This window comes from Labrenzia sp. R5_0, assembly GCF_017743835.1.
GTDB classification, from domain to species: domain Bacteria; phylum Pseudomonadota; class Alphaproteobacteria; order Rhizobiales; family Stappiaceae; genus Roseibium; species Roseibium algicola.
The window spans coordinates 662,922-683,653 of sequence record NZ_JAGHRK010000003.1 but is presented as its reverse complement, the minus strand read 5'-3'; the positions used below and the strand labels follow the sequence as shown (position 1 = coordinate 683,653).

Genomic DNA, 20,732 nt, shown 5'->3' with positions numbered 1-20,732 from the left:
CTAGAAATCGAAGTTGATCATCGCGCGCATCACCATGATGCCGCAGAACATCCAGAACAGGCAGCCTGCGATGATGATGTTTCCGGCTGTGGTCTCGAACAGTGTCAGAATGTAGTTTGGAGCGATCACATACATGATGCCGCCAACGAAGAACGGCAGTGAACCGATAATGGCTGCTGAAGATTTCGCCTCTGCACTAAGAGCCTTGATCTTGCGTTTCATGGCCTTGCGGCCGCGCAGCACCTTGGACAGGTTGTTCAATGCCTCGGCCAGGCCCCCACCTGCCTTCTGCTGAATGGCAACCACGATGGCAAAGAAGTTGGCTTCGGCCAGAGGAACACGTTCGGGCAACTTGCCAACCGCTTCGGCAAGCGAAATCCCCATGATCTGGGTCTCGGTGATCTTGCGAAACTCGGTCGCGACAGGTTCGCGGGATTCACGGGCAACCACCTTGATGCAGTCGCTGAGTGGCAGACCGGACTTGACGCCGCGCACGATGATGTCGACGCCGTTCGGCAACTCCTCGAGAAATGCGTTGAAGCGGCGCTTGCGCTTGCTGGAAACGTACCAGCGGGGGAAGCCCAGAGTGCCAGCAAAACCGAAGGCTGCCGCAATGAGCAGATTTCCGCTGAAGATCAATCCAAGGATCAGAAAGACCAGACCGGCAACGATACTGAAGATGACGAAATGACGGGTCTCCCAGTCCAGACCGGCCTGCTCGATCTTGACCTTCAGCGAGACCTTCTGCTGCTTGTCCTGCTTGGCTTTCTGCCGTACCTCGAATTCCTTCAGCTGATCCTGGATCGACCGCTTGCGCCGATCGACATCGCGAAGGGCCTTGCGCTGATTTTCGCTCTGGGGCCGCGCTGCGACCGCGTTCACGCGCTGATCACGCCGCTTCGAGCCGGACAGAGCAGGCTGAAACAGGCTGAAGATGATGCCGCCAACGGCAAGCATCACCAGGGCGGCGACGGCCAGGCCGGTGATTTCAGGCGTGAGAAACTCTTCAAGTCCGGACATGGGGTCCTCAATCAGCTACATATTCAGGCATCTCGGCAGCATCCAATGCCTGTGCCAGACGGGCTTCTTCGCCGAAGTATCTCGCCCGCTCCCAGAATTTCGGACGACCGATTCCGGTGGAGCGGTGGCGGCCGATGATCTTGCCGTTCGGGTCTTCGCCGACAATGTCGTAGAGGAAGACATCCTGGGTGGTGATGATGTCGCCTTCCATGCCCATTACTTCCGTCACATGGGTGATGCGGCGGGAACCGTCGCGAAGACGCGCCGCCTGAACCACCACGTCGATGGACGAAACGATCATCTCGCGCAGGGTTCTGGACGGAAGGGAGAAACCGCCCATGGTGATCATGGATTCCAGACGGGACAGGGCTTCACGCGGGGAGTTGGCGTGCAGGGTTCCCATGGAGCCGTCGTGACCTGTGTTCATGGCCTGCAGGAGGTCGAATGCCTCCGGGCCACGCACTTCGCCCACGATGATCCGCTCAGGACGCATACGCAGACAGTTCTTGACGAGATCGCGCATGGTGATCTCGCCTTCCCCTTCCAGGTTGGGCGGACGCGTCTCCAGGCGCACCACATGCGGCTGCTGCAGCTGCAGTTCGGCCGAATCTTCGCAGGTAATGATGCGTTCGGTGCTCTCGATATAGGCAGTCAGACAGTTGAGCAGTGTCGTCTTGCCCGAACCGGTACCGCCGGAAATCAGCACGTTACAGCGTGAACGGCCGATGATCTGCAGGATCGTCGCCCCTTCCGGCGTGATCGAGCCGAACTTGGTCAACTGGTCAAGAGTCAGCTTGTCGCGTTTGAACTTACGAATGGTGAGGGCCGGGCCATCGATGGCGAGCGGTGGCGCGATAACGTTGACACGGGAACCGTCGGGAAGACGGGCGTCACAGATCGGGCTGCTGTCATCAACGCGGCGGCCGACCTGGCTCACGATGCGCTGGCAGATGTTCATCAACTGCGCGTTGTCGCGGAATGTCACACCGGTCTGCTCAACCTTACCGGAGGTTTCGATATAGACCGTGTGCGCGCCATTGACCATGATGTCGGCGATGTCGTCACGAGCCAGCAGAGGCTCAAGCGGACCATAACCAAGTACGTCGTTGCAGATGTCTTCCAGCAGGTCTTCCTGCTCTGAAATGGACATCACCACGTTCTTAAGCGCGATGATGTCATTCACGACATCGCGGATCTCGTCACGAGCATCTTCGGCATCGAGACGAGCCAGCTGTGACAGGTCGATCGCCTCGACCAGCGCATTGAAGATCTGGGCCTTGGTCTCGTAATATTCGCTGTTCTTCTTGCGCGCTACAGGGGCAGCCGGCTGGGGCTCGGGCGGCGGAGGCGGTGGCGGAGGTGTCGGTGCGGTCGCCGGCTGGGAAGGCTCGGTCTGGATCTTCTGCGGCGCCGGTTGTTCCGGCTGTTTAGCCTGTTCCGCCGGCGCAGGTGTGTCCTGCAACCCGGGTATGCCACCTGGCCGAAGGGTCTGGGTTCCAGACGATGAGCTGCCACGTCTACCAAACATAACGAACTATCTGCTCCGCTCTCAGGCCGGCCTAGCCGGCCTTCCGCTTCAGTTTCGAAAGCAAACCACCGAGGCTCGACCTGGACGCCCTGACGGGCTGGGCCTTACCGGAGACGGCGTGTGCCAGATCATCAAACGCGCGCGCAATTGCGTGTTTGCCGTCAATCTCACCAATCATCTGTCCGTTGTTGGCTGCCGTTCCAAACAGTTGCGGCTCAAACGGGATTATCGCGTGAACCGACAGGCCGAGTGCTCCGGCAAATTCTTCCGGCTTGATTTCGGGGCGTTTGGGAACGTTGACCTTGTTCATGATGAGATGCGGCGGGCGGTCGTTCGGCCGCAGCTGCTTCAACATGTCTACAACGTTCTTGGCATTGCGCAGGTTGGCAAGGTCCGGCTCCGCGACAAGCACGATCTCGTCGACGCCAAGCAACGTGTTCTTGACCCAGGCATTCCAGGAATGCGGCACGTCCAGAACAACACTTGGGACCCCAGCGCGCAATGTGTCAACCAGCAGGTCGAAGGACTTCTCGCTGTAGTCGTAGGTGCGTTCGAGCGTTGCCGGTGCGGCCAGCAAACTCAGATGCTCATTGCACTTGGACAGGATGCGATCGAGATACGTTTCGTCCAGCCGCTCCGGAGAAGACACGGCCTCGAAAACGCCCTGGAGTGGATCCTGATTGTAATCCAGCCCGGCAGTGCCGAATGGCAGATCCAGATCTGCCACCACGACCTCACTTTGGAACACGCGGCCAAGTGCCCAGGCCCCGTTGTGAGCGATAGTCGAAGCACCGCAGCCCCCCTTTACGCCAAAGAACGCGATGGTCCGGCCAAGCGGCTCAGCCTCGGGATCGGCATAAAGGTTGGCAATTGAGCCGATCAGCTGGAACACGCTGACAGGCGTGATCAAATACTCGCTGACGCCGCGGGAAATCAGATCGCGATACAGCATGACATCGTTGACATCGCCGATGACGATCACCTTTGTACCGGCGTCACAATATTCAGCCAGATGATCGAGGCTCGACAGAAGGTCTTCCCGCCTGCCGGACGTCTCAACGATGATCAGGTTCGGTGTCGGAGCCTGTTCGAAGGTGTCGATCGCCGCCGGGATACCGCCCATATCCAGCTTCAGGTGCGCCTTTGCCATGCGCCGGTCTTCCATGGCTGCCTCGGCCACCCGCATGGTGGCGTCGGTCAGGCAGAAGCCGTGCACCGTGATGCGCGGGATGGAGCCGATATGGAGACCATCGTCGCTGCCCGCATAGTTGTTATCCGCAGGCTCGGAAATGGGATCCATGTAGGCGGACATATCTTTCAAGTCTGGGTTGGCACTCATAGCTATCCCCTAGTCCTCGGCAACTTCGGCGCCGACACCTTCGGTGAAGTCACCCGCGGTGACTTCGCCCTTCCGGTATTTTTCTATGACCACAGCTCGCCGGCCCTGATCAGACGGGTCGGATGCTCTCGGCGTGATCAGGTCGGACGGATTGTCGACCATTGCCGCCAGGTTCGCCTGACTGGCACATCCGAAGTTCTCGTAGTTGAAGTTTTCGCCGAAGCCGCCGCCGATGTTTTTCGGCCAGGCCCCACACTCGCCCGCAGTGGCCTGCATGCGCGCATAGGACAGGCGGATCGGTGCATCCGCGCCGGGATCACCCACCGAGTAGGTTCGAGTGCTGATCCTGTTCCTTGAAACGCCCCCGCGCTGCAATGCCTGACGGATCTTCGGCGTGATGGAATGAACCGCTGCCTCGTTGGCCCCACCAGACGGCACCAGGATCTCGACGGATCCGTCGCCCTTTTGCCGGGACTGTTGGCCAAAGGCGGCAATGGTGCTTTCGATCGGCCCGTTGATGTTACGCGTGTTGCGTCCAACAGGGAGATCCAGCGTTTCCGGCTCTTCGGTGATCACGATCGGATGCATCAGCCTGTAGTCGTGAGATGCCAGAAGCTGGCTCTGCGACTGGTTCTGGCAGCTGGCTGCGATCAGGCACCCAAAGACCACAAGTGCGGTTTGCGAGAGCGTCTTGCTGCGGACCGTGTTTGACATGTTCATCCGTCCGTTCTCACTTGTAGATAAAGCCAACCTGACCGTGATAGATGCCTTCGGCGGCGGCTCCGGTCGGGTTGTAGATCTTGTTAAGCCGGTTCAGGAAAATCGTCTCGGCATCCGACGGCGCCATCAGGTTCTTGTCCGGGCGCTGCAGCTTGCTGACTGCAACCGGTTGAACCACGTAGGGCGTCACGAAGACCGCCAGTTCCGTCTGCTCACGCAGGAAGTCGCGGCTCTTGAACAGCGCGCCCAGGATCGGGATCTGCATCAGACCCGGGACACCTTCGATCGCCTGCTGATAGGATTCCTGCAGAAGGCCGGCCATCACCAGCGTGCCGCCGGACGGCAGTTCCATGGTTGATTCCGCACGGCGTACCTTCAGGGCGGAAATGGTGATCCCACCTGCGGAGACCGCGCCATCATTGCTCAGTTCGCTGACCTCGGTCTTCACACGTAGACTGATCCGACCTTCGGACAGAACCACGGGCGTAAAGTCGAGACCGACACCGAACTTCTTGAACTCGACGCTGATCTCGCCGTCCTGCTGGGAAATCGGGATCGGGAATTCGCCACCTGCGAGGAAACTTGCGTTTTCGCCGGAAATCGCGGTCAGGGTCGGCTCAGCCAGTGTGCGGATGACCCCCTCACGCTGCAGGGCCTCCACCTGTGCGGTGATGCTCGTCGCTCCCGCAGACAGCTGCGTACCGCCAACTGCCTGGTTCACGATGGAAGGGTTCACGGTGAAGTTCGGCAGGCTGGACATGAAGGGCGTGAAATTGCCAACGCCGATAGTGCCCTGGAACTGGACTCCGAGCTGCTTGATGATCGAACGCTCGACTTCTGCGACCGTGACCTTCAGGTGAACCTGATCCTTGCCAGCGACGGAAATCAGGTTGATGACTTCGCTTGCGCCCTTGGCACCTTGAAACTTCGCCGCGATATCCGCTGCCTGCTGGGCTTCCAGCGTGCTTTTGGTCGTCCCGCTGAGCACAACACTGCCGTTGATCGATTCTGCGGAAATGTTGGAACCGGGAATAAGCTTCCGGATGATCCGGGTAATATCGGATGTATCCTTTTCGACACGGACGTCGAAGCTTGCCAACTCCCTGCCGCTGCGACTGAAAAGAACCAGTCGAGACTGACCCGCGGTGTTGCCGATCACGAAGATGCGGCGCGGTGTTCTGAGGACGGCATCCGCGATTTCCGGGTTGGACACCAGCACATCGGCTGCGTCTTCCGCGAGATTGACCACCACCGACCGGCCGACGCCAACGTTCAGGATGCGCCCCGTTGCCCGTTCGCCGGCGGCGATATGGACCTGGCTCGGGAAGTTGCCTTCCGCCTGCGCTGCCGGAGCCGACACGCCCATCAACCCTCCGAGCAAAACAGCCGAAGCAGCCAGCTTGTGAAGATAGTTTTTCATCGCGCCCCTCTTGCTGGACGTTCTGTTTTCAACCGGGCTCATTGCGCACCTGCCTGGCTCGTCACGCCATATTTCACGTAGCTGACACCTCGGCGGCGACCGCCCTCATCGTCCGCGTCATCGGCGGAATCCTGGGCACTGCGCAAGGCAAGCGCGATCGTGCCGATCTGCTGCGACTGAGCGACCACCTCGGACTGAGGCAGGGTCAGTTCCAGCGTGGCCGTGCGCTTTGGTGACAGGTTCTTCTGGTCCTGCTCGCCTGCGGTCGTGCTATCGATTGCCAGGACGCGGATGTTTTCCAGGATCGTTTCGCTGAGAGCGCCCGTATCCGACTTGCGGGTCAGGATCAGGTCGACCTTGTCGCCCGGCAGAATGAAACCGCCTGCCGTTGTTTCCGCTTCCACGCTGACGGCGATAGCGCGTTTGCCTTTGGGCAGGATCGCCGCCATGAAGCCCTTGTCGGTATTAATAAGACGCTCGGGGCGAACGGGCTCACCTGCAAAAATCGGTGCCCGGGCGATTCGGCCTTCATATTCCTCGTTGGCCAGAGGCGAGGCTTCTTTCGTCACGGCTCCGAAGGGAACGGCATCTTCAGGCCATTTCGCCCAGCTCATGTCGTCCGCCGTGAGTTTGGCACCGAGCGGAATATCCCTTTGGGCAACCAAAACCTGCGTTTTGGTCTGCTCGGCGGCAGGTGCCTGTACGATCTGAGGCTCTGCTGGCTTGTTGCCCGACATCATGACCATGCGGAAGGCGATGATGCCTGCCGCTACAGCAATTGCCAGGACGAAAATTCGCGCGATTTTCATGACCAAAACCCAATATTCCAATGCGCACATGCGCTGTTCCCGACTAGGATGAGGGGTAATTGGTCAAAACATGGTTAATCAGATATGGATGTTTTCGGTTAATATTCGTTAACTTTACTGAACACTTTATTAAATTGATGCATTCTGCAACGAATACTGCGCTACAACACCGTCTCACAGCTTCAAAGACAGTGTTTTTGCTTGTCAGAAACGCCGGCAAACAAATTGGATATCGCGCCCTGAAGCAGAAAAATCCGTTCGCCGGCTAGCATTTGCCAACCAGGGGTAAGTGACTCACCTCAAAGTGATGATCCATAACGGTAGTCGAACACCAACAGGTCTTCGGCCAGGCGCGATTCGACCCGGCAGCCAAAGCCCATCAGGACAAGACCTCAACGAATGAGGTCGAACCAATAAGTAGAGGAATAGACCTGAAGACCGGCAATCGCGATTGCGATGCCATAGGGAATGCCGCTTTTGCTGTCATGCAGACGAGCGAACCATTCCTGCCTATAAAGCACGGACGGCACCACCGCATTCTGCCGTAAGGCCAAAAGCCCCAACGTCAGAAACATGCCGTAGACAGCAACAAAGAGAACGAACATCAGCAGTTCTTGCGAAAAACCAATCCAGAGCGCGATGGCACTGATGAACTTGACATCGCCTCCGCCCATCCATCCGAAGGCGAAGAACAGGAAACAGGGGGCAAAGACGACCGCAAAGGCGAGTGCATGCATTCCCCAGGCTTGCAATGGCAAGCCTGTCGCGACTGCCAGGATGGCAAACCCTGCGATCAGCAGCAGGGAAACCCGGTTCTGGATAGTCATTGTCAGCAGATCAGATGCGCCGCCAAAGGCGACCAGCATCGGAAAAATGACAAGAATTGCGGCCTCTATCATTGGACCCTCAATCAAACTCAAACACAGAGCATTTCATTACCAGTAGAGAGTTAACACTTCGCAGCTAACTGACTAAAAAACGAAAAAACGGGCAGTAAACTGCCCGTTTTCTCATTCAGGTCATCAACCTGGCGAATTGCTTAAGCGCGTTAGATTAGCTGCCAGCAGCAGAAGTCAGGCGCGTCTGAATGTTGGTGAACACCGCAGTCAACGAAGTACCAGTTGCTGCGAGTGCGCCGATGATGACGATGGACAGCAGGCCAGCGATGAGGCCGTATTCGATTGCAGTTGCGCCAGATTCGTCTTTTACGAAACGGTTGATAAGAGATTTCATGTGTTTTGCTCCAAGTACCACTGAATTGACAGCTTCAAGTCCGTCGGATCTTTTGTGTCCGATTGGACATAGGCTCACCCTAGGACAGAGAGCTTTCCAAGCAGTTAAATTTACCATCCCAACCAAAAAGAATGCTGGCAATTATTACTATAGTTAACAAGACGTATAGATAAAAATCAGTTAATACGATCAAAAAACTTTAATATAAACGCGCATAATTCAATAAAATACAGAATTATATAGATACTCACGCGATTTATCCAGTTTGTTTCTTAGATTTTATTTTGGGACTGATCGGCCTTATACGCTAATTCCCCGAACTTCTATTTTTCTTCCCGCCTCTGAAATTTTACCGAGGGAGAAGAATATCCACGCATCCACGAATAAAGACAAAACAAACGTAGAATCGTTCCTGAAAAAGCAAAAGAAAATCCATTTACACTTCCTTCGCCGGGTCGTTAGCAGATCGTTCACCACGTTTGACGCATGATCTTCTATGGAAATGCACAATTGGAGTATCCATAGGCATGTTTGCGCAGCTAATCAGATGGACAAGCCTTTTCGCCGTTGCCTTTGGCGCGACCGTTGCGGTCGCACAGGATGGTCCTGTGCTTGTTACGGTCGATCGCGCCAAGGTCTTTCGGATCGAGGACGGCGCCGCAGCGGTTATTGTCGGCAATCCCTTTATCGCGGATGTCGCGATGTTCGATCAGAACACCGTTGTCATTACCGGCAAGAGCTACGGCACAACGAACCTCGTGATCCTTGATGGCGACAACAAGCCGATCGTTGATGAAGTCATCACGGTGAAGGCTTCGGATGATGACGTCGTCTCCGTATACAGGAAGGCTTCGCGGGAATCGCTGTCCTGCAATCCGGCATGCGAACCGGTCCTGCGACTCGGAGACTCGATTGAGGCCTTCAAGGAAACCGCAGATCAGGCAAGCGCACGCAACGATTTGGCGACTAAAGCAGCCGGCGGGCTGTAGTATCGCATTCCCAACGGAGTAATCACCGAATGCGCTTGTTGAAACGGCTGATCGTCTCGCGACGGAGAAGAGGTTTTACCTCGTTTGGCAAGGACAACAGCGGGGCGACAGCCGTCGAATTCGCAATGATTGCATTGCCATTCTTTACCGTTATTTTCGGGATCATTGAAGTCGGACTGTCCCATTTCGCGAACCGAATGGTTGACAATGCTGTAATCACGGCTGCACGTGAAATCCGTACGGGTCAGGCCCACGAAGGCGGATATGACTCAAATACGTTCAAGACGCGAATCTGCAGCAACCTGCCAGACTTTCTCTGTTCCCTGGATCGACTGGTAGTCGACGTCGACAAGGTAGAAAGCTTTGCCTTGGCCAAGTCCGCAGGCGAAAGTCTTTACGATGAAGACGGCAATCTGAAGGAAGAGTCCAACTACGAAGACGCCGGTGCGGGCGAGATCGTCGTGGTCAACGTCATCTACAGGTGGCCGATGATCACGTCGCTTCTGTCGCTCAACCTCGCCGATCATGGCAGCGAACGCTATCTCACCTCTACATTGGTGTTTCGAAATGAACCCTGGAGCTAAGATGCGTCTTCATTTCAAAAAGGTCAGGCACCGGCTAGGCAGATTCAGAGCTTTCAGCGCTGACAAACGGGCCATCTCCACCATAGAATTTGCTATGATCCTCCCGTTCTTGCTGGTGCTTTTGATCGGCATGGAGGAAGTCTCTGGCACCCTGAACCATGACCGTAAGGTCAGCCGTATTGCCAACTCGGTCGCCGATCTTGTGGCCCAGGCGCAGACAATTACCCCTGCCGACCTGAGCGCCATGATGGCTCTGGGCGGCAAGATCCTGGATCCTTATCCGGACACCAACCTGGAAACGATCGTCGCCAGTGTAACCTTTGACGAAGACGGTGATCCTGCTGTCGACTGGAGCTACTCGTCCAAAGGCGGCAGCCCGTGGGCGGAAGGGTCCACACCACCGATTGAACTACCAGAAACAGTGGCCGTCCCGAACTCCTCCATCGTCGTGACGCAGGCCAACCTGAACTATGTGCCGACGTTCTCCGGCCTTTTTACCGAGTATTTTTCCCGGGCATCCTCGATCGACCTGAGCGACACCTATTATCTGCGCCCGCGATTGACCGATACCGTCAAGTGTCCGGCCTGCTGAAGATAAACGCCCAAGGTCTTGGAAACGGGCTTTGCAGCGCCAGAACGTGTCTGTTTCACGTTACCTGATCCCGTTTCAATCGGTCGGACACGCGCCTACGCTAACTCCCGTATTTGTAACGTCGCACATTCCGGCTAATCTGCTCCGGAATGCTGCGTCGCAATATGCACTTTTAAGTATGGGATTTTTGAACCGATGGCGACAAACAAGACTTACGATCAGATCAAGGTCGGCGATACCGCAGAAATCGTCCGCGAATGCTCCTCCAACGACCTTCTGGTTTTCGCGCACGCTTCCGGCAATCACAATCCGATACATCTTCCCGACACGGACTGGACCGGCGATGGCCTGGTCGACAAACCGGTTGCACCGGCCATGTGGGTCGGGGGGCTTGCCTCCGCGGTGCTCGGCAACATCCTTCCTGGACCCGGCACGATCTACAAGGCGCAGTCGTTCCGCTTTCTGAGCGGAGCTGCGGTCGGCGACAAACTGCATGTCAGGGTCACGGCAACCGAAAAACGTCCGGACAACATTGTCCTGTTCGACATGTCGGTAACACGGGGAGACGGTACCCGCCTTGTTGAAGGCGTTGCCGAAGTCGCCGCGCCGACAGAGCTTATCGAATTCGATTCCAGCGACATTCCGGCGATCCTGGTGCAGCGCCACCGGCACTTCAACCGGATGATCGAACTGGCAAAGACACTGCCTGCCTTGCCGACCGCGGTGGCAGCGCCAGACGATCCCAACTCGCTGGAAGGTGCCTTGATGGCCGCCCGCGAGGGGTTGATCATGCCGATTCTGATTGGCGCGAAGAGCCGGATTGAAGCTGCAGCCAAAGAACTTGATGAAGATCTCGGTCCGTATGAGCTGATCGATATCGAAGATGAAATGGAAGCAGCCGGCCGTGCCGTTGCGCTGGTCCATGAAGGCCGGGTCAAGGCCGTGATGAAGGGCCACCTTCACACCGACCATCTTCTGCACCACGTGGTCAAACGCGATGGCGGGCTCAGAACCAAGCGGCGTATCAGCCATGTCTTCGTGATGGACATCCCGGGCCGCAAGACCCCGGTCCTGATTTCGGATGCTGCAATCAACATCACGCCCGACCTCAACACCAAGGTCGACATCACCCAGAACGCCATTGACGCCGCCCTGTCTCTCGGCCTGGAAATGCCGCGTGTCGGAGTCCTGTCCGCCATCGAAACCGTAAACCCGGCGATCCCGTCCAGTCTCGATGCGGCGGTTCTTTCCAAGATGGCCGAACGTGGACAGATCACCGGTGCGATCGTCGACGGTCCCCTGGCAATGGACAATGCGGTCGATGTGCAGGCAGCCCGGACCAAGGGCATCACCTCGCTGGTTGCCGGACATGCAGAGGTCCTGATCGTACCGAACCTGGAATCGGGCAACATGCTCGCGAAGGAATTGACCTTTATCGCCCATGCGGAAGCGGCCGGGCTGGTGATCGGAGCGAAGGTCCCCATCATGCTGACGAGCAGAGCCGACGACAGCCGGGCCCGCCTCGCCTCCTGTGCCCTCGCCCTGCTCTACATGCACTGGCAGGCAACCGGCAATCCGGCAGGTATCCTCGACCGGGACGGCGAGTGACCATGGACCCGGTCATTCTTGTCCTTAATTCGGGCTCATCCTCGATCAAGTTCACCCTCTATTCCGGTGACACCGTTCAACTCAAGGGGCAGATTTCCGGACTGGGTGCCCAGCCGCATATCTCCCTTGCCTCAAGGGTTTCCGACACAAGGGTGGACCGGCAACTGTCCGCGGACGAGGGCAGAAGCCACGGGGCTTCGCTTGCAGCGCTCCTGCCGGTTCTGGAACAGGAGCTTGGTGGACGCAGTGTCGATGCAGTAGGTCATCGGGTCGTCCACGGCGGTGTCACCCACACCGAACCGGTTCGCCTGACGGCTGAGATCCTTGAGGACCTAAAGGCGCTCGAACCGCTTGCGCCCCTGCATCAGCCGCATAATCTGGCAGGGATCACCGCAGCCAGGGAAGCCTTTCCAGAGGCCATGCAGGTCGCCTGCTTCGATACCGCCTTCCATCGCAGCCACCCTTGGGTCAACGATACCTTCGCCCTGCCCCGGCCTCTCTATGACGAAGGTGTACGCCGCTACGGCTTTCACGGCCTGTCCTACGAGTACATATGCTCCTATCTGAAGCAGGCTCATCCTGAACTCTATAAAGGCCGGTTAGTCGTCGCTCACCTCGGCAACGGCGCCTCCATGTGCGCTATTCGAGAAGGCCAGAGCATCGGGTCGACGATGGGCTTCACCGCGCTTGACGGCTTGCCGATGGGCACGCGCTGCGGCCAGCTCGATCCGGGCGTGGTGCTGTATCTGCTGACGACAAAGGGCATGAGCCCCGATGCGGTCTCCGACCTGCTGTACAAGCAGTCCGGGCTCAAGGGGCTTTCCGGCATCAGCCAGGACATGCGCACCTTGACGCAGAGCGACGATCCGAAAGCCGCCGAAGCCATCGATTATTTCGTCTTCCGCATCCGGCGGGAACTCGGAGGCATGGCCGCCGTTCTGAGCGGCCTCGACACCGTGGTCTTTACCGGTGGGATCGGCGAGAACGCTGCCCTGGTCCGTGAGAAGGTCTGTGCCGGTCAGGAATGGCTCGGTCTTGAAATCGACCCGGTCAGGAACGAGGCAGGAGTGGAAATGATCTCCACCGAGACCTCCAGTATCAATGTACTGGTCATTCCGACCGACGAAGAAGCAATGATCCGGCGCCACACCGAACGGCTTCTGGGCAGCGTCGCCGCTGGTGCCTGATGTTCGTTCAACCGGTGCAGGGTCTCTTCAGCGGCCTGCTGGATCCAGCAGCGTGGCGTAATCGTCCTCGTAAGTGCGCAGCACCGGACGGTAGTCGGCATGCACCACAGGCTCGAAACCGCCCGGCAGGTCTGGTTCTATGGCCAGATAGGCGTCGGGTGCTTCCCGGCGCATGTCCATCAACCCGGCCCTGAGACGCCGTTTCAACGCGTCAGGCAAATCCTTGCGCACACTGTGAGCGGAATAGGGGATCGGCGGCGAGCGCCAGACGATTTCCAGATCCTTGAAACCGCGTTCTCCCGAAACATAAAAATCATTGAGTGTTCCGGCCGTATAGCCATTCTTTGCCTCCCCCGCCAATGACGACCAGCCAAGGGTCGCATCGACCCGGCCGTCCAGAACGGCGCGGAGGCCCTCAACAGGGTCCTTCACCTCAACAAGAGCGCTGAAATGCGCGCGCGCGTCGACACCGTCAGCCGCCAGATTGGCGAGCGGAACACGATAACCGGTCACGGAGTCGGTACCACCGACAGCAAGGCGCTTCCCCTTGAGGTCCGCCAGGGTTCCCTGCTCTGCGCCGCGCTTCGCGATCAGAAGGGCATAAAAGCGCGCCGGAAAATCATCCGGAGCGGCGGTGACCAACGGCTCAACGCAACTGCAGAGCTGATGCACGGCAGCATAAGCGGATGGTGAAAGGCGAGCATAGTCGATCTTTCCGGAAGCAAGCGCCTCAACAGCATCGGCCATGGTATCCATCAGAAAGAGGTCAACCGGCAGGTCGGCAATTTCCTCAAGCGCAAGGCGGAAAGGCTCCACCCGGTCGCGGGCCCCTTCATCTGCCGCCACGACAACACCGAGGCGCAGCCGATCGGGCATGGTCTCCGGGTCCTGTGCACTGGCGGTGGTAGCGGTGAGAAAGACTGCCGCGAGAATGGGGGCCAGCCAGCGGAACAGGAGATTTACAAGTGCCATATTGCCGACATAACCTTCTGATGAAACTTGCAAAATTTTATCTCGCCTTTTGAACAACTTCCGCCAGAAAACCGGATCGACCACATGAACGATGCTATCACGACCGTCGTCTTCGATATAGGGAATGTCCTGATCGAATGGAATCCCGAATATCTCTATCGCGAGCTCATTCCCGATGACGATGCACGCGAAGACTTCCTGACGACGGTCTGCACAATGGAGTGGAACCTGCAGCAGGATCTTGGCCGACCCTGGGCGGACGCCGTCGATGTTCTGTCCCGCCAGCATCCGGACAAGGCCGAGCTTATTGCCGCCTACAGCGAACGTTGGCACGACATGGTGCCCGGCGAAATTCCCGGTACGCCTGACATGCTTGCAGAGCTCAAGGCTCAGGGGACGCCCCTTTATGCAATTACCAATTTTTCAGAAGACAAGTTTGTCCAGGCCCAGGAACGTTTTCCGTTTTTGAAGACCAGCTTCCGCGACATCGTCGTCTCCGGCGCTGAAAAGGAGATCAAGCCCGGCCTGCGCATCTACGAAATCCTGCTGGAGCGAAACGGACTGACTGCCGCGCAATGCCTCTTCATCGATGACAGCGAGCGCAATGTCGAGGCTGCCAGAGAAGCCGGCATGTCAGCCCATCACTTCAAGGGGGCTGAGGGTCTGCGCGCGGAACTGAAACAGCTTGGTCTGCTGAACGGGTAATTGCCACGAGGAAGCGGCCAATATCAGGGAGGCGGCAAGGCCGCCTCTCGGGATCCGTCGCACTCAAGTCCGGGCGAAGAGGTCTTACCCCTCGAAGCCTTCAAGCACATTGACGCAATTGGTGCCCAGTGCGTCGACCGCATAGCCGCCTTCCATCAGGAAGATGGTCGGAACGCCGACCTTGGCGAGCCTCTGGCCAAGCCGGATGTAGTCTTCACTCTTGAACTTGAAGCCGGAGATCGGATCGTTCTCGTAGCAATCCATGCCAAGTGAGACGATCAACGCTTCTGGCTTGTAAACCAGCAGCCAACGGCAGGCTTCCTCGAGTGCCGGTGTGTAGCTGTCCCAATCGGTGCCGAGCGGCAAAGGCCAGTTACGGGTGAACCCGGTACCGGCATGTTCGCCGGTCTCGTCAGCAAACCCGAGAAAATAGGGATATTCGTGTTTAGGGTCGGCATGGATCGACAGGAACAGGATGTCCGGCCGGTCATAGAACAGCGCCTGGGTGCCATTGCCATGGTGGTAGTCGACATCCAGGATTGCGATGCGATGCAGTCCGTAGTCCCGAAGATACTGCGCCGCGACAGCAGCGTTGTTGAAAAAGCAGTATCCACCGAAGAAGTCATAGCCCGCGTGGTGTCCCGGTGGCCGGCAAAGCGCGAAAGCCGATTTCTCGCCATCGAGAAGCAGGCGGGCCGCAGTCAGGGCCGTGTCGGCTGACGCCCGAGCCGCCTTGTAGGTGTTTTCGCCGAGCGGCGTACCGGCATCCATCGAGTACCGTCCGAGCAGGCCGTCGATATGTTCGACCTGAACATCCTGACGCAGGCTGCGGATAGGCCAGACGAAGGGAAAGGCTTCCCGCGACCGCCCTGCGGCTGTCCATTTTTCCCAGAAGCTCTCCAGAAACGAAACGTATTCGGGGGCGTGCACCCGGTGCAGCGGACGGACGGGAAATTCCTCCGGCGCAACGATTTCACCGACATTGCGCTCCCGCACGGTCTTGAGCACGATTTCAGCGCGGCTCGGGATCTCGACAGCAGGCTTCAGTTCGCCGTCTGATATTTCCTGCGCCGGTGCATGCGCGAGCTGGGTGTTTGAAAAAACCGTCTTCACGAGTTGCCCCCAAGTCCCCTGTTGTCTCACACAGCAGCGCTAATGTAACCCATTTCAGGAAAAACGGAATTCCGTAACATGAGTATAAGTCTCTGAGGGCTGTAACAAAACCGGTGTGAACCCGTCGTGATTGACGCTGTCCGGCCATCGCTGCGCTTCAAGGCAAAGCCCGGCATGGGCCCCATAGTGCCTGCCGTCCAGCCCGGGAACCGTCACCGAGATCCGCTGCGCATCATAAAGCTGCAGGCCGGGTTCACTCGTCCAGACTTCCATGCGGCGATTGCCGGAACTGTCTTCAAGGGCAGCAGCGAATTCCACGCCCTCGCGTGGTGCATCCGCAAGGCAGAAGTTGTGATCGAAGACCACGTTCTCCTCACCCGCCTTGCGCCGCAGTTTGCGCCCGTCGCGGAAGTCGTATGGCGTCCAGGCCACGTTGCGGATCTCACCGGTCGGGATCAGCGCCTCGTCCACGGGCAGATAGGTCTCCGCTGCGATTTCCAGCGTATGGTCCAGAATATTGCTGCTGCCATCCAGATTGAAATAGGCGTGCTGGGTCAGATTGACCGGCGTCGTCTTGTCGGTGGTTGCGGTGATTTTCAGACGCAGCGCACCGGTGCCGGTCAACGTATAGCGGGCAAGCACTTCCACCCGGCCCGGATACCCCATATCGCCGTCTTCGGAGACAAACTTCAGCAGGACACTGGCCTTGTCGTGCTGCTCTACCTGCCAGACCCTGCTGGAGAAGCCGAGCGAACCACCGTGAAGGTGGTTGATACCCCGTTCGTTCTGGTCGAGTTGATAGGTGACCCCGTCTATCGTCATCCGGCCACCGCCGATCCGGTTGGCGCAGCGCCCGGCAATCACGCCGAAATAGGGCGAATGATCCAGATAGCTCTGGAGATCGTCAAAGCCCAGCACCACCGTCTCACCATCGACCTTGAGGTCGCGGATAATCGCTCCAAGGGTGAGAATGGAGGCAGCCAGAGACCCTTTTGCCAGCGTAATTTCCTGGACAACGGTCCCGTCTGGCAGAACCCCAAATTCCTTGATCATGAAAGTCTCCGGCGAGAAGGCGGCAGGATGCGCAAAAGGCGGCGGAACTATCCGCCGCCTTTCGTCAATCGGTCAAGTGGTCAGAGCGTCTGGTTGTAGTCGCCCACTTCCGAGTTCTCGCGCAGAACGCCGTCAACAGCCTTGAACATGGCGTGGAGCCGGTCCTCCGAAACCGGGCTCTCGACCACGACCACCAGCTCCGGCTTGTTGGAGGAGGCACGCACAAGACCCCAGGTTCCGTCTTCACTGACGACGCGAACGCCGTTGACGGTGATCAGGTCGGTGATCGACTGTCCGGCAACCGTTTCGCCCTTGGCTTTCATATCCTGGAAACGGGCGACAACCCGGTCGACGACGTCGTACTTGATTTCGTCGTCGCACTTGGGAGCCATGGTTGGCGACCCCCAGGTCTTGGGAAGATCCCGGCGCAGGTCTGCCATCGTCTTGTCCGGGTTACGGTCAAGCATGTCGAGGATGGCAATGGCCGAAACGAGCCCGTCATCATAACCGCGGCCAATCGGTTTGTTGAAGAAATAGTGGCCGGATTTCTCGAACCCGACCATGGCATTCAGCTCGGTGACACGGCGCTTGATGTAGGAGTGGCCGGTCTTGAAGTAGTCGGTCTTGGCACCGTTGGCCTTCAGCACGGGATCCGTGTGGAACAGGCCGGTGGATTTCACATCGACCACGAACTGGGCACCGGGATGAAGCGCGGAGATATCGCGCGCCAGCATCACGCCGACCTTGTCGGCGAAGATCTCTTCACCTTCGTTGTCGACGACACCGCAACGGTCGCCATCGCCATCGAAGCCGAGGCCGACATCCGCACCGACTTCCAGCACCTTGTCACGAAGCGCGTGAAGCATCTTCATGTCTTCCGGGTTCGGATTATAGCGCGGGAAGGTGTGATCCAGCTCGGCGTCGAGCGGAATGACTTCGGCGCCGAGCGCTTCCAGGATCTTCGGCGCGAAGGCACCGGCAGTGCCGTTGCCGCATGCCGCAACCACCTTGATCGGGCGCTTCAGCTTGGCCCGGTCGGTGAGATCCTTGAAATAGACATCCGGGAAACCGTCGACGAAGCGGTAGCTGCCGCCGCCCTTCAGGTCGAAGGCCGCTTCCAGAACGATGTCCTTCAGCCGGCCCATTTCATCGGGACCAAAGGTCAGCGGACGGTCGATGCCCATCTTGACGCCGGTCCAGCCGTTGTCGTTGTGCGATGCCGTAATCATGGCGACCGCCGGAACATCGAGCGCGAACTGCGCAAAATAGGCCATCGGCGACAAGGCCAGGCCAATGTCGTGCACGTTGATGCCGGCTGCCAGAAGGCCGTTGATCACCGCCATCTTGATGGAGGAGGAATAACCCCGGAAATCATGACCCACCACGATGTCCGGGCGCACGCCACGTTCGTGAATGAGCGTGCCGATGCCCATACCGAGCGCCTGCATGCCCATCAGATTGATTTCCTTTTCGAAAAGCCAACGCGCATCGTATTCACGGAAACCCGTGGGCTTCACCATTGGAAAGGATTCATATTCAAAAGTGTTCGGAACCAATTTCGGACGCGGTTTCGGAAACATCAATGCCTCTCAAAGCAAGGAAGAAGAACGGAACTGGGTAATTACCTAAACACGGTATGACAATTCACTGCACCAGTACAAGCGTGCCATCGGAGATGTCAAACCGCTTCATTTGGTTGAGAACGGACATGCCGAGCAGGGGTTCCCCGAGGCTTTGATCTTTCAACACAAGTGTGTCGACATTGCGTAGCCGGATCTTTCCAATGCGCAAATTGTCAATGGTCGCCCTAGCGCCACGAACTGTGCCGTTTGCCGTCTGGATCGCGTATTTGTAGTCGGCCGAATTCAGGAAGATGCCAATGCTCTCGGCAAGCGATTCCGGCAAAACGGTGACGGTTGCACCGGTGTCGACCAGCATGTCCACCGCACGGCCGTTCAGATAGGCATCCGCAACGAAATGCCCCTGCCTGTTGGCCGATATTCGGTGGCTTCGCTCGCCGGCCTCGTCCACGTCCTGATCTTCGGCAACCGGGTCGCTGCTCACCAGCACTTCAAGCCTGCTTTCCAGCAGATACGCCGCAAGCGGAACGATTGCCATGCAGGCCAGAAAGATGATGACAAAGCGCGACATGCAGGGTCTCGACGTTGCGTGAACCCCCTGATTATCACGGTTTCCTTAGCGGCCTGTAAAACAGCATCAGGCAATCGTGTCGGCCAGCCGGGCAATGTCCTCCAGATGCGGTGCACTGGACTGGGCCCCTGTCACGGTGCAGGCAAGCGCACCGGCGGCGGCACCTTCCTTCAAGGCACGTTCGAAGGACGTCTTGCGATCGAGAGCGGCAGCCAGGGCGCCGCAAAAGGCATCGCCCGCACCGGTCGTATCCACCGCGTTGACGGCAGGAGAAGCGAAGCGATAGCGGGCGGTTGGCGTGCGAGCGAGAACACCGTCCGCACCAAGGGTGACGATGACGTTCCGGCCACCTTCCGCCAGCTTCAGCGCGAATGTTTCCGTGTCACCGGCAATGCCGAGACGACCTCCGATCTCTGCCGCCTCGCTCACATTGACCACAATCGTACCGGCAACATCCAGACAGGCACTCAGGTCGCCCTCAGGCACAGGAGCCGGGTTCCAGATGACCGTGCCTGCCGCATCCCGGGCAAGCCTGGCACCTTCGATCACCTCAACCAGAGGCACCTCTCCCTGAACGAGCAGTGTCTGACCAGGCCCAAAACCGCCTTCCAGCCAGGAGGCTTCGACACGCGCATTGGTGCCGCTGGCGACGATGATCTGGTTTTCCCCTGCCGGATCGATGCCGATCAGGGCAAGGCCGGTCGACCCGGCCATGGTGCGAACGCCTGAAAGATCGACGCCGGCTTCGCGCAGATTAAGCAGCGCGAGTTCGGCAAAGCTGTCCTGTCCAACCGCGCCGATGAAACGAACCTCGGCCCCTGCCCGCCTGGCAGCCAATGCCTGGTTGGCGCCTTTCCCACCTGGAAATGTCTGGTGATCGCGACCGCTCACCGTTTCGCCGGCAGTCGGCAAGCGGGGCACGGCAACGACCAGATCCAGATTGATGGAACCAAAGACCGTAATCATGTCGCCTCCCCCTTTTTTTACAAAAGGTTAGACACCGCACGCCCAAGCGCAACAAAAAAGCGCGGAAGTTTCCCTCCGCGCTTTCAGCCGTCTGTTCTGTCGGCCGGTTACTTCGTGCCGTACATACGGTCGCCGGCGTCGCCAAGGCCCGGAACGATATAGCCCTTCTCGTTCAGCTTCTCGTCGATGGAGGCGGTGTAGACCGGCACGTCCGGGTGGTTCTCGGTGAAATTCTTGACGCCCTCAGGTGCCGCGAGCAGGCAGAGGAAGCGGATGTTGTTGGCTCCGCGCTCCTTGAGCTTCTGAACCGCTGCAATCGCCGAGTTGGCGGTAGCCAGCATCGGATCGACCACGATCACCAGACGCTCGTTCAGGTCTTCCGGAGCCTTGAAGTAATACTCCACCGGCTGAAGGGTCTGCGGATCGCGGTAAAGCCCGATGTGCGCCACGCGCGCCGACGGAACCAGATCCAGCATGCCTTCCAGAAGTCCGTTGCCCGCGCGCAGAACGGAAGCGAATACCAGCTTCTTGCCGGCCAGGGTCGGCGCCTGCATTTCGGCAAGCGGCGTCTCGATGGTCTGGTAGACGAGCGGCAGGTCGCGGGTGACCTCATAGCAGAGCAGCGTGGAGATTTCCCGCAGCAAGCGCCGGAACCCCTGGGTGGACGTTCCCTTGTCGCGCATGATGCTCAGTTTGTGCTGAACCAGCGGGTGGCTGATGACAGTGGCTCCGGACATATCTGC

Annotated in this window: 21 protein-coding genes; 6 read left to right on the top strand and 15 right to left on the bottom strand. The window is 58.3% G+C overall.

The genetic code is table 11. The annotated features are described in order from the left end of the window. The 8 genes from J7447_RS18530 to J7447_RS18495 form a co-directional block, all read right to left on the bottom strand. Positions 1–1,020, bottom strand: a complete 1,020-nt coding sequence (locus J7447_RS18530) for a type II secretion system F family protein (RefSeq protein WP_152504713.1) — start codon at positions 1,018–1,020, stop codon at positions 1–3. A 7-nt stretch (positions 1,021–1,027) separates the two neighbouring features. Next, positions 1,028–2,548 (bottom strand): CpaF family protein, encoded by a 1,521-nt coding sequence (locus J7447_RS18525; RefSeq protein ID WP_209170534.1) that lies wholly within the window; start codon positions 2,546–2,548, stop codon positions 1,028–1,030. A gap of 31 nt (positions 2,549–2,579) precedes the next feature. Beyond that, complete coding sequence (locus J7447_RS18520) at positions 2,580–3,887, bottom strand: CpaE family protein (RefSeq protein ID WP_286189280.1); 1,308 nt, start codon at positions 3,885–3,887, stop codon at positions 2,580–2,582. 9 nt (positions 3,888–3,896) lie between these two features. Further along, entirely contained in the window at positions 3,897–4,601 is a 705-nt protein-coding gene (locus J7447_RS18515) for a CpaD family pilus assembly protein (protein WP_209170533.1), read from the bottom strand. 16 nt (positions 4,602–4,617) lie between these two features. Further along, the gene (locus J7447_RS18510) at positions 4,618–6,027 is read right to left on the bottom strand and encodes a type II and III secretion system protein family protein (protein WP_209170532.1); all 1,410 of its coding nucleotides are present in this window, start codon (positions 6,025–6,027) and stop codon (positions 4,618–4,620) included. A 38-nt stretch (positions 6,028–6,065) separates the two neighbouring features. Continuing rightward, positions 6,066–6,836, bottom strand: coding sequence for a Flp pilus assembly protein CpaB (gene cpaB, locus J7447_RS18505; RefSeq protein WP_031268903.1), 771 nt, complete (start codon positions 6,834–6,836; stop codon positions 6,066–6,068). A gap of 392 nt (positions 6,837–7,228) precedes the next feature. Then, positions 7,229–7,735, bottom strand: coding sequence for a prepilin peptidase (locus J7447_RS18500; RefSeq protein WP_152504716.1), 507 nt, complete (start codon positions 7,733–7,735; stop codon positions 7,229–7,231). A 154-nt stretch (positions 7,736–7,889) separates the two neighbouring features. Further along, a complete protein-coding gene (locus J7447_RS18495; RefSeq protein ID WP_152504717.1) occupies positions 7,890–8,069 on the bottom strand; it encodes a Flp family type IVb pilin in 180 nt (59 codons plus the stop codon). A gap of 527 nt (positions 8,070–8,596) precedes the next feature. Between J7447_RS18495 and J7447_RS18490 the strand changes: the two genes are divergently transcribed. The 5 genes from J7447_RS18490 (at position 8,597) to J7447_RS18470 (ending at position 13,029) form a co-directional block, all read left to right on the top strand. Further along, on the top strand, positions 8,597–9,058 hold the full coding sequence (locus tag J7447_RS18490; RefSeq protein WP_152504718.1) for a pilus assembly protein N-terminal domain-containing protein: 462 nt from the start codon (positions 8,597–8,599) through the stop codon (positions 9,056–9,058). A gap of 29 nt (positions 9,059–9,087) precedes the next feature. Then, the gene (locus tag J7447_RS18485) at positions 9,088–9,642 is read left to right on the top strand and encodes a TadE/TadG family type IV pilus assembly protein (RefSeq protein ID WP_209170531.1); all 555 of its coding nucleotides are present in this window, start codon (positions 9,088–9,090) and stop codon (positions 9,640–9,642) included. A gap of 94 nt (positions 9,643–9,736) precedes the next feature. After that, entirely contained in the window at positions 9,737–10,234 is a 498-nt protein-coding gene (locus tag J7447_RS18480) for a hypothetical protein (protein WP_209170530.1), read from the top strand. A 195-nt stretch (positions 10,235–10,429) separates the two neighbouring features. After that, entirely contained in the window at positions 10,430–11,842 is a 1,413-nt protein-coding gene (locus J7447_RS18475; RefSeq protein WP_022999747.1) for a bifunctional enoyl-CoA hydratase/phosphate acetyltransferase, read from the top strand. A 2-nt stretch (positions 11,843–11,844) separates the two neighbouring features. Further along, positions 11,845–13,029 (top strand): acetate/propionate family kinase, encoded by a 1,185-nt coding sequence (locus J7447_RS18470; protein ID WP_209170676.1) that lies wholly within the window; start codon positions 11,845–11,847, stop codon positions 13,027–13,029. A gap of 27 nt (positions 13,030–13,056) precedes the next feature. Here the strand turns inward: J7447_RS18470 and phnD are convergent, their stop codons facing one another. Beyond that, the gene (gene phnD / locus J7447_RS18465) at positions 13,057–14,001 is read right to left on the bottom strand and encodes a phosphate/phosphite/phosphonate ABC transporter substrate-binding protein (RefSeq protein ID WP_209170529.1); all 945 of its coding nucleotides are present in this window, start codon (positions 13,999–14,001) and stop codon (positions 13,057–13,059) included. A gap of 84 nt (positions 14,002–14,085) precedes the next feature. On the opposite strand from phnD, the gene J7447_RS18460 reads away from it, so the two are divergent. Next, a complete protein-coding gene (locus J7447_RS18460; RefSeq protein ID WP_209170528.1) occupies positions 14,086–14,706 on the top strand; it encodes an HAD family phosphatase in 621 nt (206 codons plus the stop codon). An 84-nt stretch (positions 14,707–14,790) separates the two neighbouring features. Here J7447_RS18460 and J7447_RS18455 read toward each other — a convergent pair whose 3' ends face one another. The 6 genes from J7447_RS18455 to upp all read right to left on the bottom strand — a co-directional run bounded on the left by J7447_RS18455 (position 14,791) and on the right by upp (position 20,726). Beyond that, positions 14,791–15,819, bottom strand: coding sequence for a histone deacetylase family protein (locus tag J7447_RS18455; RefSeq protein ID WP_022999743.1), 1,029 nt, complete (start codon positions 15,817–15,819; stop codon positions 14,791–14,793). 54 nt (positions 15,820–15,873) lie between these two features. Beyond that, positions 15,874–16,872 (bottom strand): aldose epimerase family protein, encoded by a 999-nt coding sequence (locus J7447_RS18450; RefSeq protein ID WP_209170527.1) that lies wholly within the window; start codon positions 16,870–16,872, stop codon positions 15,874–15,876. 80 nt (positions 16,873–16,952) lie between these two features. Further along, the gene (locus J7447_RS18445; RefSeq protein WP_152504725.1) at positions 16,953–18,452 is read right to left on the bottom strand and encodes a phosphomannomutase/phosphoglucomutase; all 1,500 of its coding nucleotides are present in this window, start codon (positions 18,450–18,452) and stop codon (positions 16,953–16,955) included. Positions 18,453–18,516: 64 nt separating this feature from the next. Then, positions 18,517–19,023, bottom strand: coding sequence for a TIGR02281 family clan AA aspartic protease (locus tag J7447_RS18440; protein ID WP_209170526.1), 507 nt, complete (start codon positions 19,021–19,023; stop codon positions 18,517–18,519). Between the two features lie 66 nt (positions 19,024–19,089). Further along, positions 19,090–19,989: a ribokinase gene (locus J7447_RS18435; RefSeq protein WP_209170525.1), complete on the bottom strand. Its 900-nt coding sequence runs from the start codon at positions 19,987–19,989 to the stop codon at positions 19,090–19,092. A gap of 107 nt (positions 19,990–20,096) precedes the next feature. Continuing rightward, on the bottom strand, positions 20,097–20,726 hold the full coding sequence (upp, locus tag J7447_RS18430) for a uracil phosphoribosyltransferase (RefSeq protein WP_022999737.1): 630 nt from the start codon (positions 20,724–20,726) through the stop codon (positions 20,097–20,099). Between the last annotated feature and the right edge of the window lie 6 nt (positions 20,727–20,732).

Bases quoted from the DNA above. Each gene is read 5' to 3' on its own strand.
- J7447_RS18530 (WP_152504713.1), bottom strand. From the start codon at position 1,020: ATGTCCGGACTTGAAGAGTTTCTCACGCCTGAAATCACCGGCCTGGCC.
- J7447_RS18525 (WP_209170534.1), bottom strand. From the start codon at position 2,548: ATGTTTGGTAGACGTGGCAGCTCATCGTCTGGAACCCAGACCCTTCGG.
- J7447_RS18520 (WP_286189280.1), bottom strand. From the start codon at position 3,887: ATGAGTGCCAACCCAGACTTGAAAGATATGTCCGCCTACATGGATCCC.
- J7447_RS18515 (WP_209170533.1), bottom strand. From the start codon at position 4,601: ATGTCAAACACGGTCCGCAGCAAGACGCTCTCGCAAACCGCACTTGTG.
- J7447_RS18510 (WP_209170532.1), bottom strand. From the start codon at position 6,027: ATGAAAAACTATCTTCACAAGCTGGCTGCTTCGGCTGTTTTGCTCGGA.
- cpaB (WP_031268903.1), bottom strand. From the start codon at position 6,836: ATGAAAATCGCGCGAATTTTCGTCCTGGCAATTGCTGTAGCGGCAGGC.
- J7447_RS18500 (WP_152504716.1), bottom strand. From the start codon at position 7,735: ATGATAGAGGCCGCAATTCTTGTCATTTTTCCGATGCTGGTCGCCTTT.
- J7447_RS18495 (WP_152504717.1), bottom strand. From the start codon at position 8,069: ATGAAATCTCTTATCAACCGTTTCGTAAAAGACGAATCTGGCGCAACT.
- J7447_RS18490 (WP_152504718.1), top strand. From the start codon at position 8,597: ATGTTTGCGCAGCTAATCAGATGGACAAGCCTTTTCGCCGTTGCCTTT.
- J7447_RS18485 (WP_209170531.1), top strand. From the start codon at position 9,088: ATGCGCTTGTTGAAACGGCTGATCGTCTCGCGACGGAGAAGAGGTTTT.
- J7447_RS18480 (WP_209170530.1), top strand. From the start codon at position 9,737: ATGATCCTCCCGTTCTTGCTGGTGCTTTTGATCGGCATGGAGGAAGTC.
- J7447_RS18475 (WP_022999747.1), top strand. From the start codon at position 10,430: ATGGCGACAAACAAGACTTACGATCAGATCAAGGTCGGCGATACCGCA.
- J7447_RS18470 (WP_209170676.1), top strand. From the start codon at position 11,845: ATGGACCCGGTCATTCTTGTCCTTAATTCGGGCTCATCCTCGATCAAG.
- phnD (WP_209170529.1), bottom strand. From the start codon at position 14,001: ATGGCACTTGTAAATCTCCTGTTCCGCTGGCTGGCCCCCATTCTCGCG.
- J7447_RS18460 (WP_209170528.1), top strand. From the start codon at position 14,086: ATGAACGATGCTATCACGACCGTCGTCTTCGATATAGGGAATGTCCTG.
- J7447_RS18450 (WP_209170527.1), bottom strand. From the start codon at position 16,872: ATGATCAAGGAATTTGGGGTTCTGCCAGACGGGACCGTTGTCCAGGAA.
- J7447_RS18445 (WP_152504725.1), bottom strand. From the start codon at position 18,452: ATGTTTCCGAAACCGCGTCCGAAATTGGTTCCGAACACTTTTGAATAT.
- J7447_RS18440 (WP_209170526.1), bottom strand. From the start codon at position 19,023: ATGTCGCGCTTTGTCATCATCTTTCTGGCCTGCATGGCAATCGTTCCG.
- J7447_RS18435 (WP_209170525.1), bottom strand. From the start codon at position 19,989: ATGATTACGGTCTTTGGTTCCATCAATCTGGATCTGGTCGTTGCCGTG.
- upp (WP_022999737.1), bottom strand. From the start codon at position 20,726: ATGTCCGGAGCCACTGTCATCAGCCACCCGCTGGTTCAGCACAAACTG.